Annotated in this window: 15 protein-coding genes; 9 read left to right on the top strand and 6 right to left on the bottom strand. The window is 71.9% G+C overall.

Translation table 11 applies throughout. The features are described from left to right. Positions 1-54 precede the first annotated feature (54 nt). Positions 55-774, top strand: a complete 720-nt coding sequence (locus AB0E78_RS31825) for a DUF2470 domain-containing protein (RefSeq protein WP_361839798.1) — start codon at positions 55-57, stop codon at positions 772-774. On the opposite strand, the gene AB0E78_RS31820 is transcribed toward AB0E78_RS31825, so the two are convergent. Beyond that, complete coding sequence (locus tag AB0E78_RS31820; RefSeq protein ID WP_361839796.1) at positions 745-1035, bottom strand: hypothetical protein; 291 nt, start codon at positions 1033-1035, stop codon at positions 745-747. The genes AB0E78_RS31825 and AB0E78_RS31820 overlap by 30 nt on opposite strands. A 240-nt stretch (positions 1036-1275) precedes the next feature. Between AB0E78_RS31820 and AB0E78_RS31815 the strand changes: the two genes are divergently transcribed. Then, on the top strand, positions 1276-2475 hold the full coding sequence (locus AB0E78_RS31815; RefSeq protein ID WP_361839793.1) for an amidohydrolase family protein: 1200 nt from the start codon (positions 1276-1278) through the stop codon (positions 2473-2475). Beyond that, on the top strand, positions 2468-3049 hold the full coding sequence (locus tag AB0E78_RS31810; protein ID WP_361839791.1) for an isochorismatase family protein: 582 nt from the start codon (positions 2468-2470) through the stop codon (positions 3047-3049). Before AB0E78_RS31815 ends, AB0E78_RS31810 begins: the two co-directional genes overlap by 8 nt. A gap of 19 nt (positions 3050-3068) precedes the next feature. Here AB0E78_RS31810 and AB0E78_RS31805 read toward each other — a convergent pair whose 3' ends face one another. The 3 genes from AB0E78_RS31805 to AB0E78_RS31795 form a co-directional block, all read right to left on the bottom strand. Continuing rightward, positions 3069-3854: an SDR family NAD(P)-dependent oxidoreductase gene (locus tag AB0E78_RS31805; protein ID WP_361839788.1), complete on the bottom strand. Its 786-nt coding sequence runs from the start codon at positions 3852-3854 to the stop codon at positions 3069-3071. A gap of 17 nt (positions 3855-3871) precedes the next feature. Further along, positions 3872-4546: a TetR/AcrR family transcriptional regulator gene (locus AB0E78_RS31800; protein WP_361839785.1), complete on the bottom strand. Its 675-nt coding sequence runs from the start codon at positions 4544-4546 to the stop codon at positions 3872-3874. Between the two features lie 77 nt (positions 4547-4623). After that, on the bottom strand, positions 4624-5817 hold the full coding sequence (locus tag AB0E78_RS31795) for a lactonase family protein (RefSeq protein WP_361839783.1): 1194 nt from the start codon (positions 5815-5817) through the stop codon (positions 4624-4626). Positions 5818-6609: 792 nt separating this feature from the next. Between AB0E78_RS31795 and AB0E78_RS31790 the strand changes: the two genes are divergently transcribed. Together AB0E78_RS31790 and AB0E78_RS31785 are read left to right on the top strand one after the other, a co-directional pair. Further along, on the top strand, positions 6610-6996 hold the full coding sequence (locus tag AB0E78_RS31790) for an STAS domain-containing protein (RefSeq protein WP_361839780.1): 387 nt from the start codon (positions 6610-6612) through the stop codon (positions 6994-6996). A 28-nt stretch (positions 6997-7024) separates the two neighbouring features. After that, entirely contained in the window at positions 7025-7774 is a 750-nt protein-coding gene (locus AB0E78_RS31785; RefSeq protein WP_361839777.1) for a L,D-transpeptidase, read from the top strand. 39 nt (positions 7775-7813) lie between these two features. On the opposite strand, the gene AB0E78_RS31780 is transcribed toward AB0E78_RS31785, so the two are convergent. Next, positions 7814-9634 carry a choice-of-anchor A family protein gene (locus AB0E78_RS31780; RefSeq protein WP_361839774.1) on the bottom strand — a complete coding sequence of 607 codons (1821 nt, stop codon included), beginning with the start codon at positions 9632-9634 and terminating at the stop codon, positions 7814-7816. A gap of 294 nt (positions 9635-9928) precedes the next feature. Here AB0E78_RS31780 and AB0E78_RS31775 point away from each other — a divergent pair, with 294 nt between their 5' ends. Continuing rightward, entirely contained in the window at positions 9929-10624 is a 696-nt protein-coding gene (locus AB0E78_RS31775) for a TNT domain-containing protein (RefSeq protein WP_361839869.1), read from the top strand. A 7-nt stretch (positions 10625-10631) separates the two neighbouring features. Then, the gene (locus AB0E78_RS31770) at positions 10632-10868 is read left to right on the top strand and encodes a hypothetical protein (protein WP_361839773.1); all 237 of its coding nucleotides are present in this window, start codon (positions 10632-10634) and stop codon (positions 10866-10868) included. Positions 10869-10896: 28 nt separating this feature from the next. Here AB0E78_RS31770 and rpmF read toward each other — a convergent pair whose 3' ends face one another. Then, positions 10897-11067, bottom strand: a complete 171-nt coding sequence (gene rpmF / locus AB0E78_RS31765) for a 50S ribosomal protein L32 (protein ID WP_361839771.1) — start codon at positions 11065-11067, stop codon at positions 10897-10899. A 152-nt stretch (positions 11068-11219) separates the two neighbouring features. On the opposite strand from rpmF, the gene AB0E78_RS31760 reads away from it, so the two are divergent. Together AB0E78_RS31760 and AB0E78_RS31755 are read left to right on the top strand one after the other, a co-directional pair. Next, positions 11220-12719: a membrane-associated oxidoreductase gene (locus AB0E78_RS31760; protein WP_361839769.1), complete on the top strand. Its 1500-nt coding sequence runs from the start codon at positions 11220-11222 to the stop codon at positions 12717-12719. Positions 12720-12820: 101 nt separating this feature from the next. After that, on the top strand, positions 12821-13915 hold the full coding sequence (locus AB0E78_RS31755) for a substrate-binding domain-containing protein (RefSeq protein ID WP_361839766.1): 1095 nt from the start codon (positions 12821-12823) through the stop codon (positions 13913-13915). Positions 13916-13924 lie beyond the last annotated feature (9 nt).

Below are 13924 nucleotides of genomic sequence, written 5' to 3'. Positions count from 1 at the left end.
CTGTTCCGCGATCTCCGATAAGTTAGGCAAGGCTTACCTAATGGAGGTTGAAGAATGGGTGTCCGTCACGCCAGCACGACTGTGCCCACTGCAGCGGCACGCGCTCGCTCCCTGCTCGCCACCGCGTGGTCCTGCGCGGTGACCACGGAGATCGGCAGGGATGAACTCGTCGGCGCGCACAGCGTCACGCCGGAGGGCATTCTCCTGCTGTCACCGCCCCCGGACAGCGCGCTGGCCACCGCGATGATCTGCGCGCCGCGCGGCGAGCCGTCCACCCTGGTCGAGTTCGCCGACGTCTCCCCGGTGCCGGTCAGGGACCGGATCCGGGCCCGTCTGTGGCTCTCGGGGTCACTCGTACCCGACGGGGAGGGATTCATCTTCGCGCCGACCTGTGCCGTGCTGCACGACGCGACCGGCGGCCGTGTCGGCATCGACCTCGACGAACTCGCCCTGGCCGCCCCCGACCCGCTGGCCGAGGCCGAGGCGCGGCTGCTGACCCATCTCGCCGACGCGCACGAGGACGCCGTCGAGCAGCTCACCCGGCTCGTGTGCGCGGACAGCCTGCACGGCGTGGTGCGCGTACGCCCGCTCGCCATCGACCGCTACGCCCTCACTCTGCGCCTGGAGAAGGCCCGCAGCCAGGCGGATGTCCGGCTCGCCTTCGACGAGCCCGTCGAGGACGTCGCCCAGGTGACCGAACGCATGCACATCCTGCTCACGAAGGCCCGGCACCTGCGCCGCCCCCTACTCCGCCCCACGTCCCCCGATGCCTGAACCCGCCGGCTTCATGGACCGCAGCGCGAGCAGGAGCACCCCGATGTCATCGAGAAAGACCGGGTCCGGCAGCAGATCGGCCGGCAGGACGAGATAGGCGACCGCCCCCCAGAACACCCACTGGCGCTCGACCGGCAGCCCCGCCGCGCGCAGTGTGCGGCGCGTGCGGACCAGACGTACGAGCAGCGCGATCGCGACCGCGAGCGTCGCGGCCACCAGCACCGCGGCGGCAACCAGGAGGACCGTGACTTCCGTGCTCATCAGACCCTGACCTCCGCCCTGCGACGTACTGCGACGTTATGCAATGCTCTGCGACGACCTGCGACGACCCGTGACGTTCTGTGCGGGCACTCGGCCCAGGTTACGGGTACCCGCAGGACGCCGCGCGAACATACCGTCCCCCCTCATGCCCTCTCATGACGGACTTTCCGCCCTCCGATGAAGGACGATGGAGACCGGCACCACCGCCAGCTCCTCCAACTCCTTTACGGAAAGGCAGAGATGAGCCAGACGAGCCAGACGCTGATCACGGCAGGGCGGGTCCTGACCGGGCCGAACGGCCAACACGTCATGGACGGCGCCGTCCTCACCGAGGGCCAGGACATCGTCGCCGTGGGCACCCGCGCCGAGGTCGAGCCCCTGGCGCGCGGCGTGGCGCAGCGGTACGCACTGCCCGACGCCACGGTGCTGCCCGGCCTCATCGACGCCCATGTCCACCTGGTCTTCGACGCGAGCAAGGACCCCGTGGCGGTCCTGGACGCGCACAGCGACACCACCCTCATGGCGGCCATGGAGGAGCGGGCGCTCCAGTTCCTGCGCAGCGGTGTCACCACCGTGCGCGATCTGGGTGACCGAGGCCGTCTCACCCTGCGGCTGCGCGAGGAGATCGCCGCGTCCCGGGTGCCGGGCCCACGGATCGTCGCCGCCACGACACCGCTGACCACCAAGGGCGGCCACTGCTGGTTCCTGGGCGGCGAGGTCGAGGGCGAGGACGAGATCCGCGCCCTGGTCCGGCGGAACGCCGAGCTCGGCGCGGACGTCATCAAGGTCATGGCCACCGGCGGCGGCCTCACCCGGGGCGGCCCCGCCACCTGGCAGGGACAGTTCGACGCCCCGGAGCTGCGCGTGATCGTCCGTGAGGCGCACCGGGCGGGACTGCCGGTCGCCGCCCACGGACACGGCACGGCGGGAATCGTGGCCGCCGTGATGGCGGGTGTCGACACCATCGAGCACTGCACCTGGATGACGCGCAAGGGATTCGATCTGCGCGAGGACGTCCTGGACACCATCGTCGCCAAGGGCATCCGGATCTGCCCCACCATCAGCCCGAACTGGCGGATGCTGCCGATGTTCTTCGGCGAGGAACGGGCCAAGGCGATGTTCGACCAGGTCCGCACGATGGCGGAGCACGGCGCGCGGCTGATCGCCGGGACGGACGCGGGCGTCCAGCGCGCGGGCTGCGACGGCCTCGCCCAGAGCCTCGGCTTCTATCAGCACCTGGGCATCGAGCCACACCGCATTGTCGACATGGCGACCACGGAGGCCGCCGACGCCCTGGGCATCGCCGACCACGTCGGACGCCTGGTAGACGGATACCGCGCCGACCTGATCGCGGTGCACGGCGACCCGCTGGCGGACGTGGCGGCCCTCGGGGATGTACGGCTGATCATGGCGAACGGCAGGATGGTGGACCATGAGTGAGAAAGCGTCACACCCCAGGTCCCCCGTCCAGGCGCTGATCGTGGTCGACATGCAGACCGCCTTCGTCACGGGCGACACCGCCGTCCCCGAGGCGGCCCGCGTCCTCGACCGGACGACCGACCTGATCACCCGGGCCCGCGCCGCCGGTGCGCTGGTCGTCCAGCTCCAGAACGACGGCGAGCCGGGAGCCGACGACGAACCGGGCACGCCCGGTTGGGAGCTCCACCTGCCGGTGGACGCCGACCGGGGCGAGGTCCTCATCCGCAAGACCGTCGACGACGGCTTCGAGGGAACCCCGCTGCGCGCACTCCTCGCCGAGGCCGGCGTGAGCGACCTCGCCCTCTGCGGGGTGATGTCCGAGATGTGCGTGTCGGCGACCGCGCGTACGGCCCTCGACCTGGACTTCCATGTGGTCCTGCCGCACGACGCGCACGCGACGCAGGACATCCCCGCCGCCGAGGGCATCAGCGACATGGTCCCGGCGGCGACGGTGTCCCGGGTGGCCGAATGGGCCCTCGGCGACGAGGTCGAGATCGTCGCGAGGGCCCGGGACGTCGAGTTCACCAAGCCGTAGGCCGGGCGGCGGCCGGGGGTCAGCGGGCGGTGTACGCGCCGTCCACCAGGTGGTAGCTGCCGTGGATGAACGAGGCCCGCTCCGAGAGCAGGAACACGATCAGCTCGGCGACCTCCTCGGAGTGCCCGAGACGGCCCGCCGGGTGCAGGGAGACGAGGGCGTCGTACTCCTCCTTGTCCATGTTCTGCAGGAGCGGCGTCTCGATGAAGCCGGGGCCGACCGCGTTCACGCGGATGCCCTTCGCGGCGTACTCGGCGGCGGCCGTCTTGGTGAGGCCGACGACACCGTGCTTGGCGGCGACATAGGCGGGGGAGCCCGCGAAGCCCACCGAGCCGAGGATCGAGGCGACGTTCACGACGGCGCCCGCGCCCGCGGCCTCCAGGACCGGGAGTTCATAGCGCATCGAGTAGAAGACGCCGTCGAGGTTCGTGCGTATGACGCGGTTGTAGACATCGATGTCGTACGCGCCCGTCGGCTTGCTCTCCCCGCCGATGCCCGCGTTGTTCACCGCGAGGTCGAGCCCGCCGAACGTGTCGACGGCGAACCGCACGGCGGCCTCGACCGACGCGGGCTCGGTGACGTCCACGGCGATCGCGGCGGCCTTGACGCCCTCCGCGAGGAGCTGGGCGGCGGCCTGCTCCGCGCCGTCGGCGTTGTAGTCGGCGATGACGACGTTCGCTCCGCCCGCGCCCAGACGGCGGGCGGTGGCCAGGCCGATGCCGGAGGCGGCGCCCGTGACGAAAGCGGTCTGGCCCGCGAACTCGGTGGCGTAGTCGGGGACGGTGGTGACGGGGGTGGTGCTCATGGTGCTCTTCACTTTCCTCATCCGATGTGGGGAGCCGCGAGGGCGGCCTCCCTGGTCAGGACGGCGTAGGCCTGCTCCACATGTGCGGCGAGGTCTTCGTCGTGCTCGTGCCCGCCGCGCGCCCAGCTGCGCAGGGCCGCGGTCAGGACTCCGGCGGCGGCGCCGACCACGACGGCCGGGCGCTGGTCCCGGGCGGGGTCGGTGCCGAGCCGGTCGGCGATGATCCGGACGGACTCGTCCTGGGCGTCGACCCGGACGCGTTCGTACGCGGCGAACAGGGCGGGCTCCGTGTCGACGAGCGCGAGCAGCGCCCGCGTCCGGGACCGGCGGTGCAGGCCCGGGGACTCCGGGTCGGCGAGCCAGACCTGCACGGCCGCGCGGTAGGCGGCGAGCGGGGGCTCGTCGGCGGGCCGGACGCGCAGGGCCGCGTTGATGCGGTCGCCGTCGGCGCGGGTGAAGTCGAGCGCCGCCGCCTCCTTGCCGCCGAAGTGGCGGCTGAAGGTGCGGCGCGTGACGTCGGCGCGCTCGGCGACGGCCTCCGCGGTGACGGCCGCGAGGCCGTGCTCCAGGATCAGGTCGATGGCCGCGTCGGCGAGCGCCTCCCGGGTCTGCCGGGCCTTGCGCTGCCTGCGGTCCTCGCCGCCCCGGTCCGTGGCCGGGGTTCCTGAGCCGGATTCCGTCGCCTTGTTCATGTCTTCGACTGTACACCTGTGATGTCCCAATGGGACACCTGTCCCGGCGAGACTCAATGGAGAGGTGGGGCGGGCCGCTACAGCGGCAGCGCGCACACCGCGAGCGGTGCGGCGAACGGCTTGCCCGACAGGCGCAGCCCGCCGTCGCCCCCGACCTGGAAGACGCTCACCGAGCCCGACTTCTGGTTGGCCGCGAACAGCAGCCGCTGGGATGGCGAGAAGGCGATGTGCCGGGGGAAGTCCCCGCCGACGGGGACCGTGTCGAGCAGCCGCAGCCGGGCGCCGCCCGCCTCGATCGCGTACCGCGTGAGGCTGTTGTGCCCGCGGTTGGCGAGGAAGGCGAAGGTGCCCTCGCGCGTGACGAGCAGCTGCGCCGGATAGCTGGTGCCCTCACCCGTGCCGGTGGGCTGCGGATCGCCGGGGGTCAGCCGCCCGCTCCCGGGGTCGTACGCACAGACGACCACGGTGTTGTCGACCTCGTTGGCGAGATAGGCGAAGCGGCCCGACGGGTGGAAGGTGAGGTGGCGCGGCCCGGCGCCCGGTCGCAGCGTGGCGTACGAGACCTGGGTGAGCTTCCCCTTCCTCTCGTCGAGGCGGTAGCTGTGGACGGCGTCGTTGCCCAGGTCGACGGCGAGGACGTGCCCGCCGTCCGGGCTGGTCACGATCTGGTGGGCGTGCGGGCCTTCCTGCCCCGGGCCGGGAGGCGGGCTGGAGTGGGTGGCCAGATCGGTCAACTCGCCCAGCGCGCCGGACTGTTGAACGGGGTGGACGGCCACGCTTCCGGAGCCGTAGTTCGCGCTGAGCAGCCAGCGCCCGCTCGGGTGCACCGACAGATGGCAGGGCCCGGCACCGCCGGTGCCCCGCGAGCCCAGGACCTCGGGCCCCGGGGCCGAGAGCGCGATCGCGGTCACGGCACCCTGCTCCCGCTCGTTGACGGCGTAGAGCGTCTTGCCCGAGGGGTGGAGGCAGAGGTAGGAGGGATCGGGCACGCCCGTCAGCGTGCCGGTGCCGGTGATCTGTCCCGTTTCCTCGTCGTACGTCGCAAGGCCGACGCCGCTGCCGCCGCCGGGCTGGGTGGTGTACGTGCCGAGGAAGAGCTGCCGGGGGCGGCGCGGCGGCCGTTCGCGGTGCAGGGCGGACACGGAGGCGTGCGCGGGTGTGGCGACGGCAGCGGTGGCGGCGGTGGCGGCGACGGCTCCGATGAACCCGCGCCGGCCCCAGCCGTTCGCCTCGGACCGGCCGTCGGATCCGCTGTTCGTCCCTGCCGTCATGTCCGCTCCTCGGGTGTGTCGGTAGTGACGTCTGTGGCAAACAGAGTGATGCCCAGGATCCGCATGATCAAGAGGTGCAACCCGAGTTGCGTTCTGTGCAACGAAGCGATGGTGCCGGGCAGGGGGCGCGCGGGCCGGACAGGCCCGCAGGCCCCCGCTCGCGCGGGTCCTGCCCGACTGATTCACGCCGTTCTTTCCACTGGCTCTGATCCTTGGCGTGAACGTCATCGACGCCCTGACCGCTCACGGCGCCGGTCTCACCCCGCAGGCGCCGACGGCTTCCGCATCGTCCGCCCGATCGGCGTGATCAGCGCGACCATCGGCAGGATCGCCGCCGTTCGCCCGTCCCTGCGGAGGCTCCGAACGTGGCCCCTTTCCCGGGGGCGTCAGCGATGCCCTCCAGCTCACCGCCGTCCTGCCCCGGCCCGGGCGCGGGGATCCGCGCCACGGACATGCTGTCGCCGAGGCCCTGGACGGAGTGGATCCGGCCCTTCTCTCCGGAGCGGGGCGTGGCGCCGGGTGTCTACGCCTGTCCGGCGCGGCGCACGGTCGGTGTCGCACACAGCGCGTGGAATACGGAGAGTAACTGCGATAGATGGACCGTGAATATGCGCCGCGGAGTGGCCGGTGATGTCACTCGGAGGTATGAACTGGCTCTGAGCGGGCAAGATGTAGATGCCATTCGCGGTGCCGCCCCAGACCCCGGCGGCGTCGGGCGCCGGCCTCAGGGCCGCGCCGCTCGCGTTGTCGTAACTCTTCGTATGCGGGGTGTAGGGAAATGGGGGGTGGACCATGGGCACGCCCGACCCGGGCTTTGGGCTACACCACCGGGTGGTGGACGGATCGATCATTCTGACGTTCCACGGCGAACTGGACGCCTGGGCAGATCAGGAACTCTCGCCGCGCATAGCGGAGTTACTGGACCTGCCGGACACGGACGTGGTGGTGGATCTGCGGCAGGTGACGTTCCTGGACGCCGGTGGCCTGCGGCTCCTCGTACGCATCAAAGGCAGGACCCTCTCGAAACGGCGCACGCTGCGGCTGGTCCGCAGCAGTCCGCGTGTCTGGCGGGTCCTGCGCATCACGCGGCTCGACCGCAGTTTCACCGTCCTGGACGCCATGCCCGCCGCCCTGGACACGCCCGAGGGCTGCGAGGGAAACCTGAACAGACCAGCCTAGAAAGGGAGCAAGTGGCAAATCTGATTACATGATTCGCCGAAGCCGCACCCTCTCCGGTCCTGGCCCCGTCACCCTCGCGCTCCCACGCCGCCGCGCGCTCCCACGCCCCTTGCTGGCCGCGACCGTCCTGCTGCTCGCCCTGCCCGCCGCCCCCGCAGCAGCAGCCGCGGCTCCCGCCCCTCCCGAGCCCCCGTGCACGGCGGGCACCGCCCCCTATCAGCGCGAGCTGGAGCGGGAGGTACGCCGACCGGTCGACGGGGTCCAGTCGCCCCAGGACTGCGCGGCGATCCGGCAACTGCAGCGGCGGCTCGGCATCTCGCCGGCCGACGGCAGCGCGTCGCTGCGCACGTACCGGACGATGGTCGCCGACAAGGTGGGGCGTGACCCCGCAGCCCGCCGGGGCTGTCCGTCCCCGGCGTACCGAGTGGTCTGCGTGGATCTGACCCGGCAGATCCTGTGGGTGCAGGTGGGGCGGCGTCTCGTCTTCGCGCCGGTGCCGATGCGCAGCGGCCGGGACGGTCTGGAGACGCGGCGCGGCTGGCACCGGATCTACTGGAAGCACCGGGACCACTTCTCGACGATCTACCAGGTGCCGATGCCGTACGCCCAGTTCTTCAACGGCGGCCAGGCCCTGCACGGCACCAGCCACGACCTCTTCTCCGCCGGTTCCGGCGGCTGCGTGAACCTGACGGTGCCGGACGCGAAGAGGCTCTACGCCCTGCTGCGCAAGGGCGACCGGATCTACGTCTGGGGCACGAAGCCCGGCACCGGCGGCTGAGCAGCCGTCAGCCGCCGTTGCGCGGGCCTCACTCGGGGCTCAGCTCCTGCGGCCCTTCTTGTCCGTGTCGTCCCGCACATTGCTCAGCCGGACGGTGACGCCCTTGGCGGCGTTGTCCTCGGTCAGCCGGTACGGGCCGGTGACAGCGGGGGAGGGCAGGCGGTAGCCGTCAGGTACAGCGGTCTCCCTGAGGTAGTAGGTGCCAAGGCGCAGGTCGCGGAAGTCGCAGCGGCCCCGGCCGTCCGTGGCGCAGCCCTGGCCCTGCCGGGTGTCCGGGGCCGCGCCCGTGGTCTGCAGGCCTGTCCTGCCGTTGGTCTCACGCCACAGCTCGAACACGGCTCCGGCGAGCGGTCGGCCGCTGGTGCGGTCCTTCTTGACGACGTGCAGGGCGCCCAGCTTCTCCGGAACGGGCTTCTTCTTGTTCTTCGCGGTCACCTTGACGCCCTGGCGCGCGTTGGCCTCGGTCACGACCAGCGGACCGAAGGCGGCCGAGGAGGGCAGGTCGTACCCCTTGGGGGCCTTGGTCTCCACCCAGTAGTACGTGCCGAGCGGCACCGCCGCGCGGCACTCGCCCTGGGCGTCCGTGGTGCAGGGGGCGTCGACCTGGGTGTCGGGGTTCGCGCCGGAGGTCTGTACGCCAAAGACTCCGTTGGTCTCGCGCCAGAGCTCGAAGACCGCCCCGGACAGCGCCTTCCCGTCCGCCGCGTCCTTCTTGGCGACCTCGACCGTGCCGGTCACCGTCGGCGTGGACCCGCACTCGGGCAGGTCGCCGACGAAGGGGTAGTTGTGGAACTCCTGGCCGCCTCCGCCACTCGCCGAGCTGGTGTGGGTGATCGAACCGGTCGTGAAGAAGCGGCCGTTGACGCCGGGCACGCTGACCGTCGTGTCCGACGTGTTCTGGCCGATCAGCACACTGCCCTGGAACTGCCCGGTCCCCTTGATCTCCACGTCCGTCGCGTCGGGGAAGTTCCACAGCAGGCGCTCGCGCAGCCCGTTGAGCGGGTCCGTCGCGTCGTCGATGCCACCGCTGTACGTGTTGAGCACGCGCCGCGTGCCCAGCACGTTGACCAGGACGGTCGCACCGGCCGGAATGTTCGCGAACCGGATGCCCTCCTGCCCGCCACTGGCACTGGCCAGGTCGAAGTCGACGTTGAACACCTGGAGCGCGGATGTGCCGTCCCCGGTGAACAGCGTCTCGCCGCCGCCGTGCTTGGCCGTACCGGTCGCCGTACGCGTGCCGGCTTCCCCGTGCGCGTAGCACTGGCTGGCCACGTTGAGCTGACCGCGCAGCGCGGCGTACGGCGCCGCCGCGTCCGGGTCCTTGACCACACGCTGGGCGAGGATCGTGCCGCTCGCCGTACCGGCGTGACGGACGACCCCCGCCTCGGCGAGAAGCCGCTCGCCCGTGGCGATCGTGACGTCGCCCCCGGTGGTGAGCCAGTCGGTGCCGACGTCAGGCGCGACCTTGGAGCCGACGCCCGCCTCGCCGACGTTGTAGACGGCGCTGACACCGGCCGCCTTGTCCTGGTCGAAGTCGCCGAGGACGACGACGCGCCCCTCGGCCTCCGCGGCGCTCCCGCGCACCCGGAAATCGCCGCCCGCGAAGACGTTGATCGCGTTGTCGCGGAATCTGACGGGGTCATTGGTGACGGGCGGGTACGGGCCCGGCGGGCAGGTGCCCGGTACGCAGGGGCCGAGTCCACCGGGAAGCGGCGCGGCCACGGCCCTGCCGGCCGGGCCGTCCCCGGCCGACGCGAAGGCGTCCCCCGACGGGAACAGCGGGACGGACACGGCGGCGAACGCACAGCTCAACGTGGTCAGCAGGCGTCCGGCACGGTGCGTGCGGAACAGTCCGAGCATGTCGATTACCAGCTCCTCAGGCGATAGGAAAGGCTCCTCGCCCGCAGCTTGCGGCACCCTCCCGTCGCGCTTGGCGCGGCACACCCGCGTGCCCCCGGGAGCCGTCGGACTTCCACTCTCACGGCGGCTCGCGGGGAACGCCGGCCCGCTCCGGACCACCGCCGGGACGCGATGGCCGGATCTGGCTCACCGTGCCGGAAGCTGACCACTGACAGCCACCACTCGGATACGGTTCGCGGGCTGTTTTTCATTTCCCGTGGTGATACGAGGAGTTGCTGAGTGGACCGCAGTTCAGTGATCCGCATACGTACTGTGCTGGCCGCGCTGGGAGTGGCGACCGCGATGGCGGCCGCACCCACCGCGACGGCAGCGGCGGCCGAGCAGAAGCAGCCCGCGACGGCGGCCGGGCCGTCTGCGTCGTCGGCGCCGCACGAGCCCTGCACCGGAGAGTTCCACAAGGACGCCCGCCTCGGCCCGAAGTGGCTGCCCAAGAAGTGGCAGCAGCCGGTCGGCCCGCTGCTCAAGGGGTGGAAGCGCACGGGCAGCCTCTCGCCGTCGTCCTTCCTGAAGAAGTACTGGGAAGGCCCGGCCGAATCGGGCGGCTGGAAGTACCCGCCGAACGACGGCTTCGAGACGGTCAACGGCCGGGTCGACAAGCACCCCGAGGAGCTGGCGGAAGGTGAGCTCCTCGACCGCTTCGGCTCGGAGTTCGGGTCGTTCCTGGCCCCCGCCGGTGACTCGTACGCCGAGCGCGCGCTGCCCCCGCAGAACCTCAACACCCGTGACGCCGCCGTCGCCTGCGACTACCGCGTCTACGAGGTGAGCAAGCCGTTCTCCGTCTGGCAGGGCGGCATCGCCCCCTGGTTCGCGCAGCCCGGCGGCGGCCAGCAGATCAAGCTCGACCCGGTGTTCCTGGACCCGGGCGAGGGGCAGCGCCTGAACGTGAAGTGGCTGCTCGACCACGGCTACCTCGAGCCCGCGAACGGCTAGCGCGCCGATGGACATCCGTGGACTGCCCGCCGCGCTGCGCGAGGCCGGTGTCGCCGACGGCTACTACTGGATCGAGGGCGTCCACGAACCGGCCCCCACGCCTCCCGACTTCGTCTACCTGCGGAGAACCGGGGACGGCGGGGCGTGGGAGACCGGAACGTACGAACGCGGAACGCATCACCCCCTCGCCCGGCACGCGGACGAGGGGGAGGCCTGCACGCAGCTGCTGCGTCTCCTGCTGTGAGGCGGCGGGTACGCGTGCGCGCCGGCGGTCAGCCCTCGGGGCGCAGCAGGCCGCGCTCATACGCCTTGGCGAGGTGCTGGGGCACCAGATAGGCCGAGCCGTCGACGGTGACCGGCACGAGCCGCGGCGTGGTGGCCTTCCACTGGGCGCGGCGGTGGCGGGTGTTGCTGCGGGACATCTTCCGCTTGGGTACGGCCATGGTCCTGGTCCTCTCTCGACGGTGCGGAACCGAGGCTATATGAAAATGGATCCCATTACGAATTAAGTCCCGGGCCGCTGCACGCCGATCCGCACCAACCGCACTCAAGCCCGCAGTTGACAGCCCGGAGCACCCACGAAAGCATCCCGCCGATGGAGATCACCGACCTGACACCGGCGGAGCACCGCGTCTGGCAGGCGTTCACGCTCGGCGAGGGCGTCGACTTCCGCGAGGGCCCCGACGACCACCCCCGGGGCGGTGACTCCTGGGGGCCCGAGCGGACCGTGCGCGCCGAAGTGCTGCGGGCACTGCTGCTCAACGGGCCGACACGGGACGGCGAGATAGCCGGCATGAAGCTGACGGGTGCACGCATCACCGGGCGGCTCGACCTCATGTACGGAACGGTCGAGCACCCCGTACGACTGCGGTCCTGTCACTTCGAGGAGACACCGAACCTGTACGGAGCGCGGGTCCGCGCCCTGGTCCTGAGCGACTCGGTCCTGCCGGGTCTTACGGCGGGAACCCTCCGGGTGGAGCTCGTCCTGCGGATCACCTGCTGCCGGATAACGGGCCCCGTGCGGCTCGCGGGCGCCCAGATCACCGGGGCGTTCTTCGCCAACGGGGCGGAGCTCGGTCCCGCCCCTGACGAGCCGCCCGCCCCCGGCCCCGCGGAGGCCGCCGAAGCGGTGCTGCAGCTGAACCACGCGACGATCGGCACCGACGTATGGGCCGTCGGCCTGGTGGCCCATGGCCAGGTCCGGCTGAACGGCGCCACCGTCGGAGGCCTGGTCAACCTCGACGACGCCGACCTGAGCACCCGCACCCCCGGTGAAGCCGCCCTGCACGCCGAGACCTTGTCGGTCGGCACCGATCTGCGGGCCATGCGGCTGCGCGCCCACGGCACGCTCAACCTGAGCGGCGCCAGAATCCCGCGGCACGTCAATCTCGCCCACGCCCGTCTCTCCCACCCCGGCGGCACGGCCCTGCGCGCCAGCAGCTGTGTCGTCGGCGAGCTGTGGCTGCGGGAAGCCGCTCCGATCCAGGGCATCGTGAACCTGCGCCGCTCCCAGCTCGACCTGCTGCACGTCCCTCCCGAGGTGTGGCCGGGCCAGGTCAAGCTCGACGGTCTCGCGTACCAGCGGCTGGCCCCGCACCTGCCCGCCGAGCAGCGGCTGCCGCTCCTTGAGCGCGAGGCGGGCGGCTATCTCCCGCAGGGCTACGAGCAGTTGGCCGCGGCGTACCGCACGGTGGGCGACGAGGCCGCCGCCCGCACCGTGCAGCTGGCCAAGCTCCGCCGCCACCGGCGCACCCTGCCCCCGTACGCGAGGGTGTGGGGCCACCTCCAGGACGTGACGGTGGGCTACGGGTTCCGGCCGATGCGCGCCGCCGGATGGCTGCTCGTCCTGCTGCTCGCCGGCGCGCTCGCCTTCGCCCTGCACCATCCGCGCCCGCTGAAGTCCGACGAGGCCCCCGATTTCAACCCCGTCTTCTACACGCTCGACCTGCTCCTCCCGATCATCGGCTTCGGCCAGGAGTCGGCGTTCGCGCCGGACGGCTGGTACCAGTGGCTCTCGTATCTGCTGGTCGCCACGGGCTGGGTGCTCGTCACCACGGTCGCGGCCGGCATCACCCGCTCCCTCAGCCGCCAGTGACGAACATCGCCGACCTGGACACAGACGGGGCCGCGATCGATATCCTCCAGCGAAACGCTCAAACGAACACCTGATGGGTACGTCGCGAGGGGGCAGGCAGCATGCGGGAGCCGAGGGATGTCAGGCGGCAGCGGATACTCGCCGTCCTGGAGTCGCGTGGCGAGGCGCGGCTGAGTGATCTCGCCGACGATCTCGAGGTCTCGGTGATCACCGTGCGCCGCGACGTCGAAGACCTGGCCCAGGAGGGCAAGTTGCGGCGCGGGCACGGGGTGGCGCGGTCGGTCGGGCCCGTGGAGCACCACGCCGCGCCCGCCACACCCGTGGCGAGCGGCGGGGCCGTGGCGCTGATGGTGCCGGAGCGGCACACCTACCTGTACGAGACGATGCACGGCGCCCGGGGCGTCCTCGGCGAGGCCGGAATGCGCGTCGCCCTGCACATCGCTCCGCAGGTGGAGGGTGCCGAACGGCCGCTGGTCGAGCGGGTGTTGGCCGACGGCGTGCGGGGTCTGCTCATCGCCCCACGCTGGCGCACCGAGGCCGAGGAGGAGGCGGACTACGCCTGGCTCGCGGCTTCGGGCGTGCCCACCGTCCTGATGGAGCGGAGGCCGCGCGCGGGCAGTGCGCTGCACGCCATGGACTCGGTCTGCACCGACCACTGGTACGGCATCCACCTCGCCGTCGACCACCTCGTCCGGCTCGGCCACCGGCGGATCGTCCTGGCCGCGCGCGACGACAGCCCGACGGCCCGCGCGCTGCGGGTCGCCTTCGCCGACATCGCCGCAGCGCGGCCCGACGTCGAGGACTGGAGCATCATGCTCAGCGCCGAGGGCGCGGGCCCCGGCCGGGCGCGCGAGCCGCTGGACCTCGCGGCGCGGCTCCGCGAGCGCGGGGCGACGGCCGCCGTCCTGCACGGTGACGTCGACGCCCTGATGCTCGTCCAGCAGCTCATGGACCGCGGGGTGCGGGTGCCGCAGGACTGCTCGGTGGTGGCGTACGACGATGTGGTGGCCGCGCTCGGCAGTACTCCGCTGACCGCCGTGTCCCCGCCGAAGCACGAGGTGGGGCGGACGGCGGCCGGGCTTCTGCTGCGCAGGCTCGACGAGTTGGCGGGAGCGGGCGCCGGGCCGGCGCAGCGGGTGCAGCTGCTGCCGGAGCTCAAGGTCCGCGGATCCACCACGAACGTCGGGATCGTTTGACCGCTTCAG

Origin of the sequence: Streptomyces sp. NPDC032198 (genome assembly GCF_040636975.1) — a bacterium.
Classification (GTDB): domain Bacteria; phylum Actinomycetota; class Actinomycetes; order Streptomycetales; family Streptomycetaceae; genus Streptomyces.
The sequence above is the reverse complement of the archived record's forward strand: the minus strand, read 5'-3'. Positions and strand labels throughout refer to the sequence as shown.